General features: G+C 69.9%; 20 protein-coding genes. 8 read left to right on the top strand and 12 right to left on the bottom strand.

Annotated features, from left to right (window positions below; translation table 11 throughout):
- Window positions 1-77: 77 nt before the first annotated feature.
- Complete coding sequence (locus PMI01_RS23115; RefSeq protein WP_007675032.1) at window positions 78-788, bottom strand: aspartate/glutamate racemase family protein; 711 nt, start codon at window positions 786-788, stop codon at window positions 78-80.
- A 57-nt stretch (window positions 789-845) separates the two neighbouring features.
- On the opposite strand from PMI01_RS23115, the gene PMI01_RS23110 reads away from it, so the two are divergent.
- Window positions 846-1,232: a RidA family protein gene (locus tag PMI01_RS23110; RefSeq protein WP_007675024.1), complete on the top strand. Its 387-nt coding sequence runs from the start codon at window positions 846-848 to the stop codon at window positions 1,230-1,232.
- A gap of 220 nt (window positions 1,233-1,452) precedes the next feature.
- Here the strand turns inward: PMI01_RS23110 and PMI01_RS23105 are convergent, their stop codons facing one another.
- Window positions 1,453-2,538, bottom strand: a complete 1,086-nt coding sequence (locus tag PMI01_RS23105; RefSeq protein WP_035037980.1) for a 5-(carboxyamino)imidazole ribonucleotide synthase — start codon at window positions 2,536-2,538, stop codon at window positions 1,453-1,455.
- Window positions 2,535-3,026 (bottom strand): 5-(carboxyamino)imidazole ribonucleotide mutase, encoded by a 492-nt coding sequence (purE, locus tag PMI01_RS23100; protein ID WP_035037978.1) that lies wholly within the window; start codon window positions 3,024-3,026, stop codon window positions 2,535-2,537. The genes PMI01_RS23105 and purE overlap by 4 nt, the downstream gene beginning before the upstream one ends.
- Before the next feature lie 238 nt (window positions 3,027-3,264).
- Here purE and PMI01_RS23095 point away from each other — a divergent pair, with 238 nt between their 5' ends.
- Window positions 3,265-3,984 carry a GGDEF domain-containing protein gene (locus PMI01_RS23095; protein WP_007675017.1) on the top strand — a complete coding sequence of 240 codons (720 nt, stop codon included), beginning with the start codon at window positions 3,265-3,267 and terminating at the stop codon, window positions 3,982-3,984.
- 104 nt (window positions 3,985-4,088) lie between these two features.
- The gene (locus PMI01_RS23090) at window positions 4,089-4,565 is read left to right on the top strand and encodes an OsmC family protein (RefSeq protein WP_007675014.1); all 477 of its coding nucleotides are present in this window, start codon (window positions 4,089-4,091) and stop codon (window positions 4,563-4,565) included.
- Between the two features lie 24 nt (window positions 4,566-4,589).
- Here PMI01_RS23090 and PMI01_RS23085 read toward each other — a convergent pair whose 3' ends face one another.
- On the bottom strand, window positions 4,590-5,333 hold the full coding sequence (locus PMI01_RS23085) for an FMN-dependent NADH-azoreductase (RefSeq protein ID WP_007675011.1): 744 nt from the start codon (window positions 5,331-5,333) through the stop codon (window positions 4,590-4,592).
- A 126-nt stretch (window positions 5,334-5,459) separates the two neighbouring features.
- On the opposite strand from PMI01_RS23085, the gene PMI01_RS23080 reads away from it, so the two are divergent.
- Complete coding sequence (locus PMI01_RS23080) at window positions 5,460-6,338, top strand: LysR substrate-binding domain-containing protein (protein WP_007675009.1); 879 nt, start codon at window positions 5,460-5,462, stop codon at window positions 6,336-6,338.
- Between the two features lie 76 nt (window positions 6,339-6,414).
- On the opposite strand, the gene PMI01_RS23075 is transcribed toward PMI01_RS23080, so the two are convergent.
- The 3 genes from PMI01_RS23075 to PMI01_RS23065 form a co-directional block, all read right to left on the bottom strand.
- Entirely contained in the window at window positions 6,415-6,636 is a 222-nt protein-coding gene (locus tag PMI01_RS23075; protein WP_007675007.1) for a YdcH family protein, read from the bottom strand.
- A gap of 82 nt (window positions 6,637-6,718) precedes the next feature.
- The gene (locus PMI01_RS23070; RefSeq protein WP_007675006.1) at window positions 6,719-7,180 is read right to left on the bottom strand and encodes a TIGR02444 family protein; all 462 of its coding nucleotides are present in this window, start codon (window positions 7,178-7,180) and stop codon (window positions 6,719-6,721) included.
- 13 nt (window positions 7,181-7,193) lie between these two features.
- Complete coding sequence (locus PMI01_RS23065) at window positions 7,194-7,805, bottom strand: UbiX family flavin prenyltransferase (RefSeq protein WP_007675000.1); 612 nt, start codon at window positions 7,803-7,805, stop codon at window positions 7,194-7,196.
- Window positions 7,806-7,934: 129 nt separating this feature from the next.
- Here PMI01_RS23065 and PMI01_RS23060 point away from each other — a divergent pair, with 129 nt between their 5' ends.
- Complete coding sequence (locus PMI01_RS23060; RefSeq protein ID WP_007674998.1) at window positions 7,935-8,108, top strand: YdcH family protein; 174 nt, start codon at window positions 7,935-7,937, stop codon at window positions 8,106-8,108.
- A gap of 125 nt (window positions 8,109-8,233) precedes the next feature.
- On the opposite strand, the gene PMI01_RS23055 is transcribed toward PMI01_RS23060, so the two are convergent.
- The 4 genes from PMI01_RS23055 to PMI01_RS23040 form a co-directional block, all read right to left on the bottom strand.
- Complete coding sequence (locus PMI01_RS23055; RefSeq protein ID WP_007674996.1) at window positions 8,234-8,596, bottom strand: hypothetical protein; 363 nt, start codon at window positions 8,594-8,596, stop codon at window positions 8,234-8,236.
- A gap of 188 nt (window positions 8,597-8,784) precedes the next feature.
- Window positions 8,785-9,501, bottom strand: a complete 717-nt coding sequence (locus PMI01_RS23050) for a DUF1013 domain-containing protein (protein ID WP_007674994.1) — start codon at window positions 9,499-9,501, stop codon at window positions 8,785-8,787.
- Between the two features lie 172 nt (window positions 9,502-9,673).
- Window positions 9,674-10,825: a 2OG-Fe(II) oxygenase family protein gene (locus PMI01_RS23045; protein WP_007674992.1), complete on the bottom strand. Its 1,152-nt coding sequence runs from the start codon at window positions 10,823-10,825 to the stop codon at window positions 9,674-9,676.
- Window positions 10,822-11,796: an NAD(P)H-quinone oxidoreductase gene (locus PMI01_RS23040; RefSeq protein ID WP_007674990.1), complete on the bottom strand. Its 975-nt coding sequence runs from the start codon at window positions 11,794-11,796 to the stop codon at window positions 10,822-10,824. Before PMI01_RS23040 ends, PMI01_RS23045 begins: the two co-directional genes overlap by 4 nt.
- Window positions 11,797-11,885: 89 nt before the next feature.
- Here PMI01_RS23040 and PMI01_RS23035 point away from each other — a divergent pair, with 89 nt between their 5' ends.
- Window positions 11,886-12,092: a DUF1192 domain-containing protein gene (locus tag PMI01_RS23035; protein ID WP_007674988.1), complete on the top strand. Its 207-nt coding sequence runs from the start codon at window positions 11,886-11,888 to the stop codon at window positions 12,090-12,092.
- Window positions 12,093-12,266: 174 nt separating this feature from the next.
- Window positions 12,267-12,773 carry a protease adaptor protein RcdA gene (locus PMI01_RS23030; protein ID WP_007674986.1) on the top strand — a complete coding sequence of 169 codons (507 nt, stop codon included), beginning with the start codon at window positions 12,267-12,269 and terminating at the stop codon, window positions 12,771-12,773.
- Between the two features lie 124 nt (window positions 12,774-12,897).
- Here PMI01_RS23030 and rpmE read toward each other — a convergent pair whose 3' ends face one another.
- Window positions 12,898-13,125 (bottom strand): 50S ribosomal protein L31, encoded by a 228-nt coding sequence (gene rpmE / locus PMI01_RS23025; RefSeq protein WP_007674984.1) that lies wholly within the window; start codon window positions 13,123-13,125, stop codon window positions 12,898-12,900.
- Window positions 13,126-13,237: 112 nt separating this feature from the next.
- On the opposite strand from rpmE, the gene PMI01_RS23020 reads away from it, so the two are divergent.
- The coding region (locus PMI01_RS23020) for an ABC transporter transmembrane domain-containing protein (RefSeq protein ID WP_255348048.1) at window positions 13,238-14,024 on the top strand (787 nt) is incomplete at its 3' end.

Genomic DNA, 14,024 nt, shown 5'->3' with positions numbered 1-14,024 from the left:
GGGGGAGTGATCCCACCTCACCGACTATCCCCCCACCGATCGCTTCGCGATCGCCTCCCCCACAGGGGGAGGGCCTTTTAGGTTCGGCCCGCCAACGCCCGCTCCACCGCCGCCGTCGCATGCAGCGTCGTGGTGTCGAAGATCGGCACGGGGCTGTCTTCCTGGCCGATCAGCAGCATGATCTCCGTGCAGCCCAGGATCACCCCCTGCGCCCCGCGCGCCACCAGCCGCTGGATCACCGCCCGGTACACGTCGCGGGAGGCGTCCAGCACCTGGCCGGTCACCAGTTCGCGATAGATGATCCCGTGCGCCGCCGCGCGGTCCTCTGGCCCGGGAATCAGCACCTCCAGCCCGAAGCGCCGCTCCAGCCGTCCGCGATAGAAGTCCTGCTCCATGGTGAAGGCCGTGCCCAGCAGGCCGACCCTCGAAAGCCCCGCCGCCCGGATCGCCTCGGCGGTCGGGTCGGCGATGTGCAGCAGGGGGACCGCCACGGCGTCCTCGATGGCCGGAGCGCAGCGATGCATGGTGTTGGTGCACAGCACCAGGAAATCGGCTCCACCGCGCTCCAGGGCCTTGGCGGCCTCCGCCATCAGGGCGGCCAGGGCATTCCAGTCGCCGGCGTGCTGCAGGGCCTCGATCCGGGCGAAGTCGAACGACCACATCAGGGTGCGGGCCGAGGCGACCCCGCCGACCCGGTCGCGGACGCCCTCGTTGATCAGTCGGTAGTACTGGGCCGAGCTTTCCCAGCTCATGCCGCCGATGAGGCCGATGGTCGCCTGTTCGGCCATGCGTGAAACTCCTGCTCTCCGCTAAGCTTGGACAGGGAAAGCCCGGGAGGCAACGCCATGAAGACCGTCACGCACAATCCGACGACCGGAATCTACGCCGCCACCCCCGACTACGTCCACGCGATGGAGGTGCGAAGCCCCGGACGGATGCTGTTCGTGGCCGGCACCATGGGGCTGGACGCGGAAGGCGTGGCGGGCGCGACGCTGGAGCGGCAGCTGGAGCTGGTCTGGGACAACCTGGCGACCATCCTGGCCAGCGCCGACATGACGGTCGACAACATCGTGCGCCTGACCAGCTACCTGCGCGACGTCGCCTATGTCGAGGCCAACGGCGCGGCGCGGGTGAAGGCCCTGGGCGATCGGCGCATCCCGACGACGGCGATCGTCGTCCAGACCCTGGCGGAGGATTGGTTGATCGAGCTGGAGATCATCGCGGTGGCGTGAGGGAGGCTGGTTCGCCCGTCCTCCCGTCAACCTTCCTCACGTCCACCTCCAAACCGTCATCCCGGGCCTTGTGCCCGGGACCCATGGTTCAGCTTGCTCGTGAAGCGCATTGGCGCGCTGGCGCGCCACATCTCCGCACTTGCGGTGGGCAGATGGGTCCGGGCACAAGGCCCGGGATGACGGTTGAAAAGGGGAGCCGTATGAAGAGCGCTGCCGCCCCTCAGTCCTTCAACCCCCGCAACCTATTCACGTGCCCCATCTTCCGTCCCGGCCGGGCCTCGCCCTTGCCGTAGAGGTGGATGCGGGTCTCCGGCTCGGCGGCCAGCTTGGCCCAGGCCTCGACCTCGGGGCCCAGCAGGTTGGTCATCTCGACATGGGCGCGGGCGGCGGTGGGGCCCAGGGGCCAGCCGGCGACGGCCCGGATGTGCTGCTCGAACTGGTCGACCTCGCAGCCGTCCTGGGTCCAGTGGCCGGTGTTGTGCACCCGGGGGGCGAACTCGTTGACCAGCAGCTTGCCGTCGGCCAGCTCGAACAGCTCCACGCCGATGACGCCGACATAGTCGAGGGCCGACAGGATCCGGATGACGATGGTCTCGGCCTGGTCCCGGGTCGCTTCGGTGACCTTGGCCGGGGCCACGGTGCGGCGCAGGACGCCGCCCTCGTGGTGGTTGTCGGCCAGCGGGTAGCAGGCGATCTCGCCGTCGCGGCCGCGGGCGGCGATCACCGACAGCTCGCGCACGAAGTCGGCCGGAGCCTCGAGGATGGCCGGCTTGCGGCCGATCTTGTCGAAGGCGGCGGCGGCGTCGCTGGGGCGCTGCACCCAGGCCTGGCCCTTGCCGTCATAGCCCTCGCGGCGGGTCTTCAGCAGCGACGGGGCGCCGATCCTGGCCACGGCGGCGGCCAGGTCGTCGGCGGTCTCGATGGCGGCGAAGGCCACGGTGGGCACGCCGATCTCGGCCAGGAAGGTCTTTTCCACCGCCCGGTCCTGGGCGGCGGCCAGGGCCTTGGAGCCGGGCGCGACCAGCACGCCCAGGGCGGTCAGCTCGGCGACGGTGTCGGCCGGGACGTTCTCGAACTCGTAGGTGACCACGTCGCAGGCCTCGGCCAGGCGTTTCAGCGCCCAGCGGTCGTCATAGGGGGCGACGATCTGGCGGGCGGCGACGCGGCCTGCCGGGCTGTTCTCCTCGGGGTCGAGGATCACCACGTCGAAGCCCAGGCGGGCGCCGGCCAGGGCCAGCATGCGGCCCAACTGGCCGCCGCCGAGGATGCCGAGGGTCGAGCCGGGTTGGAGGGGGGCGCTCATCAGTCTTCCACGCTTTCGACGACGTCCTCGGTCTGGGCGTCACGGAACGCCCGCAGGCGCTGGCCCAGGGCCGTGTCCGACAAGGCCAGGATCTGCGCCGCCAGCAGGCCGGCGTTCTTGGCCCCGGCTTCGCCGATGGCCAGGGTGGCCACCGGCACGCCGCCGGGCATCTGGACGATGGAGAGCAGGGAATCCAGGCCGTTCAGGGCCTTGGACTGCACCGGCACGCCCAGCACCGGCAGGAGGGTCATCGAGGCCACCATGCCCGGCAGGTGCGCCGCGCCGCCGGCCCCGGCGATGATCACCTTGTAGCCGGCGTCCTGGGCGCCGGTGGAGAACGCCACCAGGCGGGCGGGCGTGCGATGGGCGGAAACCACCTTGGCGTCGTAGGCCACGCCCAGGGCGTCGAGCGCGTCAGCCGCCTTCTTCATCGTCGGCCAGTCAGAGCGGCTGCCCATGATGATAGCGACGGGTGGCGTGGTCGTGGGCATCGGCGACGATTTCCCTGAACGGCCCCGGAGGCCGCGGCGAGCCCTTAGGCCCTTGAATCGGGCGGCTTATAGCCGCTGCGTTCCCCGCCCCAAAGCCCGTTCTCGCCCAGGCTGCGTATGGGCCGATGGAGACCGGTGCGTCAGTGCGACGCTGGGACACGTTGGCCCGGCATTGCCATGGTTAATGGAAGAACGCAGATTTGCACCAAGCTGTGCAACAAGTGATTCCCCGCCCGCCATGAAGATCACGAGCGCCCGTACCGAATCCTTCTCGGCGATCCGTCGCCGGGCGCTGACCGAGGCCGCGGGCCCGGCGGTGGCCCGCGCCGTGGTCGCCGCCGACAAGGCCGGGTTCCTGGGGCTGTCGGAAGACGACCTGACCCCCCAGGTGCAGGGCGCGCTCAAGACCCTGATGGTCGAGATCGACGACCTGCGGGCCGAGGTCGGGCGGCTGAAGTTCAAGCTCAACGAGGCGCAAGGCCTGGCCGACATGGACGTGCTGGCCCCGGTGCTGAACCGCCGGGCCTTCCTGCGCGAGATCAAGCGGGTCGCCGCCTTCGCCCAGCGCTACGGCTCGCCCGCCAGCCTGGTGTTCTTCGACCTCGACGGCTTCAAGGCCGTCAACGACCGCTTCGGCCACGCCGCCGGCGACGAGGCCCTGAAGGCCGTGGCCCAGCGCCTGCTGGCCCATGTCCGGGAGAGCGACGTGGTGGGCCGGATCGGCGGCGACGAGTTCGCCGTGCTGCTGGTCCAGGCCGATCAACAGACCGCCGCCTCCAAGGCCGAAACCCTGGCCGCCGCCGTGCGCGACATGCCGGTGCAGGTCGGCGAATGGTCGGTGCCGCTGAAGGTCTCCTACGGCGTGCGCGAGATCGAGCCGGGCGCCGACCCGGAAGCCGCTCTGGCCGAGGCCGACGCGGCGATGTTCCTGAAGAAGCGGACGCGCAAAGAGGCTTAGGCGCGGCGGATCGGACGGGAACACTCACTCACCCCGCCGCCCTTGGTCGATCGTCATGAGCCGTGCCATGAGTGTGTGTCCCCAATCGCGCGCACGGAGCCCTGATGTCCAAGTCGCACCGCTACGCCACGACCCTGACCTGGACCGGAAACACCGGCGCGGGCACGGCCAGCTATCGCGGCTATGAGCGGGCCCACGAGATCGCCGCGCCGGGCAAGCCGGTGATCGCCGGCTCGTCGGACCCCAGCTTCCGGGGCGATCCGGCCCGCTGGAACCCGGAGGAGCTGCTGCTGGCCTCGATCAGCGCCTGCCACCAGCTGTGGTACCTGCACCTGTGCGCGGTGAACGGGGTGGTGGTCACCGCCTATCGCGACGAGGCCGTGGCGGTGATGGTCGAGGACGAGACCGGCGGCGGCCGCTTCGAGAGCGCCACCCTGCGGCCCCAGGTGACGGTCGCGGCGGGCTCGGACCCGGCCAAGGCGATGGCCCTGCACCACGAGGCCAACACCCACTGCTTCGTCGCCAATTCGCTGAACTTCCCGGTGGGGCATGAGGCGACGGTGACGGTCGAGGCGGGCTGAGGGGGGCGAGGAGGGGACACACACTCACCCCACGGCCCGAGTCGCGATGTCGTCCACCTTGCCGTGAGTGTGTGTCCCCGTCTGTAGCCGCGACGTCCTGGCCTCCAGCAGCCGGTCGGCCAGCTCGTCGACCGCCGCCTCGGCCGCCAGGATCGAGGCCGCCAGGCGGGCGTCGGCGAACTCGTCATATTCGATCGCCGCGCCATGCACGTCGGTCACGCCCAGATAGCCCAGGGGCGTGGCGAGGCCGGACTCCAGGTGGTTGGCGTGGGCCAGGCGCTGGCCGGGCGCGTAGCCGTGGTCGCCGCGCGCGCTGAGGATCACCAGGCTCTTGCCGTGGTCGGCCAGCAGCGGCCAGTAGGGCTCGCCCTGGCGAGCGCGGTCGAAGCCGAAGGTGCGACCCACCCGCACGATGTTGTCGATCCAGGCCTTGAGCTGGGCGGGCGGTCCGAAATTGTACATCGGCGCGCCCAGCACAATCAGGTCGGCGGCCAGCAGTTCGTCGACCAAGGTATCGCTCTCGGCCAGGGCCTGGGCCATCCAGGCCTCGCGCCGCTCCGGCGGGGTGAAGGCGGCGTGGATCCAGTCGCCGGTCACCGGGGCGGGCGGCGCCTGGCCCAGGTCGCGATAGGTCACCGGGTCGGCGGGGCGGGCGGCGCGCCAGCGGGCGACGAAGCGGCCCGTCAGGCGGCGGGTGTGCGAGCCGTGGGCCGTCTGGTCCGAACGGTGCGGGCGGGCGCTGGAATCGATGTGCAGGATCGAGGTCATGGGCGTTCTCCTCGTCGGCGGATGAGGTCGTCTCATCCGTTCGACGTGAGAGCCCTAGATGTTCTCCAGAAAGCCTCTCCACAAACGCGGACTTTTCACGCAACGGATGAGGTGAAATCATCTTGCATGCGCCGTTTGCCCCCCTTGTCCGCCCTGCGCGCCTTCGAGGCCGCCGCTCGGCATCTGAGCTTCAAGCGCGCCGCCGAGGAACTGGCGGTGACCCCGACGGCGATCAGCCACCAGGTGCGGCAGCTGGAGGACCATCTGGGCCTGGCCCTGTTCGCGCGAGGCCCTCGGCAGGTGGCGCTGACGGCGGCGGGCGCCCACCTGCATCCGGTGCTGATGGACGGCTTCGACGCCTTCGCCCAGGCGATCGCCGCCCTGGCGCCGCGCGGCGGCCGGCGGGTGGTGACCCTGTCGGCGACCGTGGCCTTCACCGCCAAGCGCCTGGCGACGCGGGTCGAAGCCTTCCGCCTGGCCCATCCGGACCTCGACCTGCGGCTGCTGGCCACCGACGATCCGGTCGACCTGCGGGCGGGCGAGGCCGACGCGGCCGTGCGCTACGGCCTGGGCTCCTATCCGGGCCTGGTCTCCGAACCGCTGATCGACGACCGCTTCGCGCCGGTGTGCAGTCCGCGTCTGGGACTGACGGGCCCCGGGGAACTGGCCGGCCAGGCGCTGATCCACGCCGAGTGGCGGCATCCGACGCCCGACACCCCCACCTGGCGGCTGTGGGCGCGGCAGGCGGGGCGCGCCGACCTGGACGTCGAGGCCGGGCCGCGCTTCACCGACGACAGCCACGCCATCCAGGCGGCGGTGGCGGGGCAGGGGGTGGCGCTGGTCAGCCTGACCCTGGCGGCCGCCGAACTGGCCGCCGGCCTGCTGGTCTCGCCCTTCGGCCCGACCCTGGCCGGCCGGCGGTTCGACCTGGTCTATCCGCCCGCCGCCCGCGACGGCGAGGCGGTGGCGGCGCTGCGGGGGTGGCTGGAAGCGGTGTTGGGGTAGGGCGGGCTGAAGCGGTGTTGGGGTAGGGCGGGCTGGGGACAGGCGCATGCGCCTGTCCCCAATCCTACGCTAGGGCCTAGGCGATGATGTCCGGCATCAGCTGGTCTTCGAGCCGCACGATCTCGTCCTTCAGGGCCAGCTTGCGGCGCTTGAGGCGGGCGATCTGCAGCATGTCGGGCTGCGGGCGTTCTTCCAGGGCGGTGACCGCGTCGTTGAGGTCCTGGTGTTCCTCGCGCAGGGTGGCGAGGCGTCGCTCCAGGGCGATGTCGCTGTCGTCGGAAGCGTCGTCGTCGTTCATGAACGCTCCTTCGGTTGCGGGGCAGGGAGGCCGAGCTTCAGGGCGGTGATAGATAGCAAAGCCTGACAGCCGGTAAAGGCCGTCATGAGGCCGCGCCGCTCAGGGCGTCGGCCAGGGCGCGCAGGGCGGTTTCGCGCGGCGGGTCGCCGGACGCCCGGGCGGCCTCCAGCAGGGTGTCGAACACGTCCAGCGCCGGGCCCGGCTCGCCGCTGAGGGCCTCCAGGCTTTCCATCAGCACCTTCTCGCCGGCCAGTTCGGCGGCCTTGACCGTTTCGCGGAAATCCTCGCGGGCCCCGTCGAGAATGCCCGGCCATGGCGGCTTGATCGCCCGGCGCACGCCGCGCAGGGGCGCGCCGACCTCGGCGTCCCAGCGCTTGACCAGTCCGGCGGCGGCCTTGGGGTCGGCGGAGCGGCCTTCGCCGGCCCGCCAGGCGGCCCACAGCAGGTAGGGCACGTTCTGGCCGTGCGCGTCCTGCAGCGACAGGCACGCCGCCGCGACCGGGGCGCGCGCATAGACCTCCAGGGCCCATTGCCAAAGTCGCATATCCGTTAGCCTCTCAGGTGTCGCCGGTGATGGTGACGAGGTCCTCGCCCCAGCGTTTGACCGGTCGCCAGGACAGGCCGAACAGGTCGAGCGCGCGGCCCACCGACTGGTCGACCATCTCGGCGATGGTCGCCGGCTTGGCATAGAACGCCGGAAGCGGCGGGGCGATCACCGCGCCCATCTCGGCCAGCTTGGTCAGGGTGCGCAGGTGGCCCAGGTGCAGCGGGGTCTCGCGGACCATCAGCACCAGCGGCCGGCGCTCCTTCAGGGTGACGTCGGCGGCGCGGGTCAGCAGCGACGACGTCACGCCGGTGGCGACCTCGCTCATGGTGCGCACCGAGCAGGGGGCGACGATCATGCCGAGCGTCCGATACGACCCTGACGCGATCGCGGCGCCCACGTCGCCCACGCGATGCACAATGTCCGCCTTCAGATTGACCTCGGCGACGCCGAGTCCAGTTTCCTGCGCCAGGGTCAGGGCCGCCGACTTGGATAACACCAGGTGGCTCTCGACCCCCATTTCGCGGCAGGCGTCCAGGGTCCGCAGGCCATAGACGACCCCGGAAGCTCCTGAAATTCCAACGACTAAGCGGGGCTTGTCCGGCGTGGCCTGGGAGTCCGACATGGTGAATATTCGTCCGTCACGGGAACAAGCGGGGCCGCGTCAAGCGCGGCTGAGTGCAATCATATGTGATCTGACAGCGCGGCGCAGCGGGTGTTGTCTTCGATCTCCAACAGCAAGGAGCCGACAGCCATGGCCATCGAATCCCGTATCCGCGAGCTTGGGTCCCGTCACGAGAACCTCGACCGCACGATCCAGGAGGAGACCAGTCGACCGGTCAGCGATACGACCCGGCTCAAGGAGCTGAAGCGGCAGAAGCTCAGGCTCAAGGAAGAGATCGAAGGCCTTAGGGCGCGACTTCACTAGCCGCCTCTGCGTCATCGTCGCTTCGAAAGGGCGGTGACCAACTGAGGAGGCCGAAAACAGAAAGGCCCATCCCGCGCGAGCGGGGTGGGCCTTTCGCTGTCGTGGGCAACCCTTCGGACTGCGTCCTACGGAAGATTGCCGATGACGTACCGGCCGTCGTCGAGGGCGATCCAGCCCGCGTTGCCGTAGCTGTCGAAGAAGATGTGGAGCTGCATCGAACTCCATTGGAAGGTTCCCGGCAGCGCCACGGTCAAGACGGACGGCTGGGCGGCGCCGGACGGGGTGATCGTCAGGCGGTTGACGCCAGGCGCGAGCACGTTCTGGGCAGCGCGGTTGTAGCTCCAGGTCGGACCGTCGGACGTTGAGGTTTGCGGGTTCCAGTTCGGCGGGGACGCGCCGGCCACCGCGAATTGCGGGCCGTTGTTGACGGAAACCTGGATGCCGATCGGGTTGGCGTTGAAGATCGTGACCGTCGGGGACTTGGGCATCGGAACTTCCTGGCGCGCGAGGCGCGCGCACGACCGACGCGGTCGAGGTCGGCCCCGTCGACGTCCTGGTTGCATGGCTTTTCGTCCACGGCAACGCTTGCCGTGGACGGGCGCCGCAACGAAAAAGCCCACCCCGCGAAACGGGATGGGCTTTTGCTTTCAGCGAAGACGCACCGCGTCCGCGGTGATCAGTCCTCGTCGTCCTCGTCGTCGGCCACGTAGGTCGACTTGCCGAACACGTCCTCGGCCTTGGGCTCGATGCGGCCCTTGCGGATCGCGGCCTCTTCCTCGTCGTGGTCGTCGGGCAGGGCGCCGGTCTCGGCGGCCGGGCGCAGGGTCGGGTCCTCGGGCAGGATGCCCTTCTTGAGGTCGTCCTTGGCCTTCTTCTCGGCGGCCTTCTTGACCAGGGCGTCCAGCTCCAGCTGGCCGACCAGGCCCAGGGTCACGGGGTCGACCGGCTTGATGTTGGCCGCGTTCCAGTGGGTGCGGTTGCGCACCTGCTCGATGGTCGACTTGGTGGTGCCCAGCAGCTTGGAGATCTGCGCGTCGGTCACCTCGGGGTGGTGGCGCAGGAACCAGGCGATGGCGTCCGGGCGATCCTGGCGGCGCGACACCGGGGTGTAGCGCGGAGCCTTCTTCTGCGGCTTCAGCAGCTCGGCGTGGCGGCTGACCTGGGCCTTCATGCGGTACTGGTCGTTGGCCTGGGCCTTGTCCAGTTCTTCGCGGGTCAGCTGGCCATTGCCCATCGGATCGGCGCCGCGGATGTCGCGCGCGACCTCGCCGTCGGCGATGCCGCTGACTTCCAACGGGTGCAGACCGCAGAAGTCGGCGATCTGCTCAAAGGTCAGCGACGTGTTTTCCACGAGCCAGACGGCCGTCGCCTTGGGCATCAGGATGTCGGACATGCGGTCCTCCAGAAATGACGGCGCCCGACCTTGCGGCCGGGCGGGGTGTTCAGCGTGGAGCTATAATGCGGTTCCGCGCGAAAGGGAACGGGGATCGAAATGTTCTAGATCGCCAGGGCCTTCGCTTCACCGCCTCCGGATAGAACGCTCCCTTCCCGGCGGCTCGTCGCGTTCATCCGGGCGCGCCCGAGGCGTAGGGCGTCAGGGCCTCGTCCAGTTCGGCGTTGCGCGCTTCGCGTCCGCGGGCCGCCGCCTCGTCGTAGAGGAACGGCAGGAAGGCGTAGCGGCGACCGGCGGTGATCGGATCCACCATGTGCAGCAGCGAGCAGGAAAACACCACGGCCCCGCCGGTCGGGGCGCGGTAGCGGCGGGGGCCGAATTCCGGGAACGACAGGTCGCCGCCCTCGTAGTCCTCGGCGTTGAGGTTGATGGTCACGGCGAACCGGCGGTGGGCCGTGCCGGCGGTGGTGTTGTCGCGGTGGGGCCGGAAGTGGCCGCCGTCGGCGGCGTCGTAGCAACCGACCAGATAGCGCTCCATCCGCGTGGCCGTGAACTGGAAGGCCTTGGCGACCTCGGGAACCAGCCGGCTATGGATGCGAGCGGCTGTGGCCTGGCGCAGGGCCGGATCGGTCAAGTCGTGGTCGCTGCGCTGCTTGTGGGCCGGATCGAGGACCAGCCGCGTCTTGCCGTCGATGTCGCGCATGAAGCCCGAGACGTGGCCGCCCTCGGTCTGGTGGAGCTCGATCAGCTGGCGACACAGCTCGGGTTCGAACACCCTGGGCAGGATCAGCACCGGGGCGTGCAGGTCGACCCCGGCATGGCCGGCGGGAGCGGGCGCGGCGGCGATGAAGTCGAGCACCGCGTCGGTGGCGGTGATCGGGGCGTTGAACACGCAGCGCAACTGGGGGTCCAGCACCAGCCAGAAGGGTTGGTAGTTCACGCCGTCCCGAGGCGGGGTTTCCGCCGCCGCGCCGTACAGCCGGCTGATCGCCAGGTCGTGGTCCCAGAACCAGCGCAGGCCGGGCAGGCTTTCGCCGACCCGGTTCAGGGCCTCGTCGGCCGGATCGATGCTGACGCCGAAGAACGAGGCCTTCAGGTCGTCGAACAGCGCCCGCCGCGCGTCAACCCGCGCCAAGGCCGCCTGGGTCAGCGAATGTCCGGCGGACCCGACGAAGCAGAGCGCGACATAGCGCCCGGCGGTCGTGTGGAAGTTGAACCTGGGGTTGGAGGTCGAGCGCGCGACGAACCACGGCGCCGGCTCGCCGTTTCGCGGACCGGGCAGGGATTTGGGGGCGGGCTTGCCGATGCTGGATGTCCCGGTCACGCCAGCAGCACCACCTTGCCCACGTGCTCGCCCGCCTCCAGGTGCGCGTGGGCCTTGGCCGCGTCCTCCAGCGGGAACGTCGCGTCGATCACCGGCTTGAGCTGGCCCGCCGCGATCCACGGCCAGACCACGCGCTCGATCTCGGCGGCCAGCCGGGCCTTTTCGTCGGCCGAGCGGGGGCGCAGGGTCGAGCCGGTGAGCACGGCGCGCTTCTGCATCAGCGTCATGATCGGCACGTCCAGGATCGGCCCGGCCAGGGCGGCGATATAGACGATGCGGCCGCCGATCTTCAGGGCGTCGAGGTTCTTGTCGAAATAGCTGGCCCCGACCATGTCCAGCACCACGTCGACCCCGCCGGCCGCCTTGGCGATCTCGGCGAAGTCCTCGGTCTTGGCGTCGACGGCGATGTCGGCGCCCAGGGCCAGGGCCTGGGCCTTCTTGTCGGCCCCGCGCCCGGTGGCGATCACCCGCGCGCCGGCCGCCTTGGCCATGGCGATCGCCGTTGTCCCGATACCGGACGTCCCACCATGAATCAAAAGGGTCTCGCCAAGCTTCAGCGCCCCATGTTCGAACACGTTGGCGAAGACGGTGAACACCGTCTCGGGCAGGGCGGCGGCGTGGGCGAAGTCGAAACCTTCCGGCACGGGCAGGGCGTGGCGGGCGTCGACCACGGCGTACTGGGCGTAGCCGCCGCCGCCCAGCAGGGCGCAGACCCGGTCGCCTTCCTTCCAGCGGCCCGACCCGACTACCACCTCGCCGGCGACCTCCAGGCCCAGGACCGGCGGCGCGCCGGGTGGCGGCGGGTAGTAGCCCAGGCGCTGCAGCAGGTCGGGCCGGTTGACGCCGGCCGCCCGCACCCGGATCAGGATCTGGCCGGGACCCGGCTCGGGCCGCGCCACGGTCTCCGGAAACAGGGCCTCGGCGGGCCCCTTGCCGCCCTCGATGGCGATGGCGGTCATGGTCTCAGACATGGCGGAGCGTCCCGTGAGGCTTGCGTCGGGCCCTTGGTAGGCGTCAGATGGCTGATCGAAAAGGGGTCGAGCAAAGGGAGACCGATCCGATGCAGGAAGAACCGGTCGAACCGCGCGCCTTCAGGGGCGACGCCCTGAACGCCGCCGCGCACGAGGACCTGGACACCTACGGGGTCGCCGAGCTGGAAGAGCGTATCGAGGCGCTGGAGGCGGAAGTCGCCCGCACCCGCGCCCAGTTGTCGAAGAAAAAGGCGGGACGTGACGCAGCCAATGCGTTGTTTGGCCGCCTGGACTAACGATCGGTTTACGCTACAGGCGGAGTCTCGGGTCGCCTGACTCGGACATTCGGCGCTTCGGTCGAACTTGAGGGGGGCGGTCGCGAAACGGGACGCTTGCGTCTGGCACGGGGGTTGCAGTCCCCCTGTCCGGCGAGACGGTCTCGCGGCCTTTCGAAGGGGCATTGAGTGGTTATGACCGAGTTGAACGCGTCCACGGCCCCCTGGCGCACTGGAGTGATCCAGGACTTCGCCCGTTCGGAACTTTTCGACCGCACCTTCGATGAAGGCATGACCCTGGTCGAGGAGACCGCCGCCTATCTGGACGGGGCCGGCCGCCACGACAGCAAGATCCTCTCGCGCAACGCCGCCCTGGCCTACGCCAGCGAAAGCATGCGCCTGACCACCCGGCTGATGCAGGTGGCTTCGTGGCTGCTGGTGCAGCGCGCGGTGAAGGAGGGCGAGATGGCCGCCGAGGCCGCCTGCGCCGAGAACTACCGCCTGGGCGTCGAGGCCGGCGAGGCCGCCGCCATCGAGGACCTGCCGTTCGGCCTGGTCAACCTGCTGCAACGCTCCGAGCGGCTGTACGAGCGGGTGCGGCACCTGGACAAGCGCATGTACGTCGAGGCGGCCACCGAGGAGGCCCCCCGGCCGGTGCAGGCCCAGTTCGACCGGCTCAGCGCGGCGTTCGGGGCGGCTTAGTTCACCCTCTCCCAGAGGGAGAGGGTTTTCGCACACACTCTGACGAAAACCCCAAACAGAAAAGGCCGGCCCGCGAACGCGGGACCGGCCTTTCGTCGCCCTTACGGCGAGAAGCGTGAAACGCTTACTTCTTGGCGGTGAAGCCGGCGAACTTCGCGTTGAAGCGCGAGACGCGGCCGCCGCGGTCCAGCATCTGGCCGTTGCCGCCGGTCCACGCCGGGTGAACGCGCGGGTCGATGTCCAGGGCCAGCGTCGCGCCTTCTTTCCCGTAGGTCGAACGGGTCTGATAGCTGCTGCCGTCGGTCATGGTGACGGTGATGAAGTGATAGTCGGGGTGAATGTCTTGTTTCATCGGGCGATCCAACCGACTTGAGGCGGCGTGAATGTGGGCGGGGGCCATCCTTGCGGGTGGCTCTCGGAGACGCGCGGCTATAAAGAAAGCGCGCGAATTTGGCAAGGGACAGTTGATGAGTGACGTGAACGCGGGCGACATTTCGGCCGAAGGCAGGCCGAGCGCGGGCGCGGAGCTGGTGCAGAATCTGGCCGAGGCCGCCAACCGTCGTCCCCGTCGCAAGGACATCCGGCCGCTGGCCCATCTGCTGCCGTTCGTGCGCCGCCACGTCGGCGACGCCCTGGCCGCCGCCTTCTTCCTGCTGTTCTCCACCGCCGCCACCCTGGGCCTGACCGCCGCCTTCAAGGGCGTGATCGACAAGGGTTTCGCGCGCGGCTCCGGCGACGCGGTCAACAGCGCCTTCATCGGCCTGGGCGCGGTGGCCCTGGTGCTGGCCATCGCCACGGCCATGCGGTTCTTCTTCGTCACCCGCCTGGGCGAGCGGGTGGTCGCCGACCTGCGCCGCGCCCTCTACGGCCACACCCTGACCCTCGACCCGGCCTTCTTTCTGAAGACCCGCACCGGCGAGGTGCTGTCGCGGATGACGACCGACATCACCATCATCGAGCAACTGGTCGGGGCCAGCGCCTCGATCGCCCTGCGCAACACCCTCAGCCTGATCGGCGGCCTGGGCTACATGGCCGTGGTCAGCCCCAAGCTGGCCGGCTTCATCGTGCTCATGGTGCCGGTGATCCTGGCCCCGATGTTCCTGCTGGGCCGCAACGTGCGCAAGCTGTCGGTCACCGCCCAGGACAAGTTCGCCGACGCCGTCGGCTACGCCGGCGAGAGCCTCGACGCGCTGGACACCGTCCAGGCCTTCGGCCGCGAGGCGGCGGCCGACAGCCGGTTCGGCGGGGCGG

Source organism: Caulobacter sp. AP07, assembly GCF_000281955.1.
Classification (GTDB): Bacteria; Pseudomonadota; Alphaproteobacteria; order Caulobacterales; family Caulobacteraceae; genus Caulobacter.
Note: the sequence above shows the minus strand (reverse complement) of the source record. Positions and strands in the feature narration are given on the sequence as shown.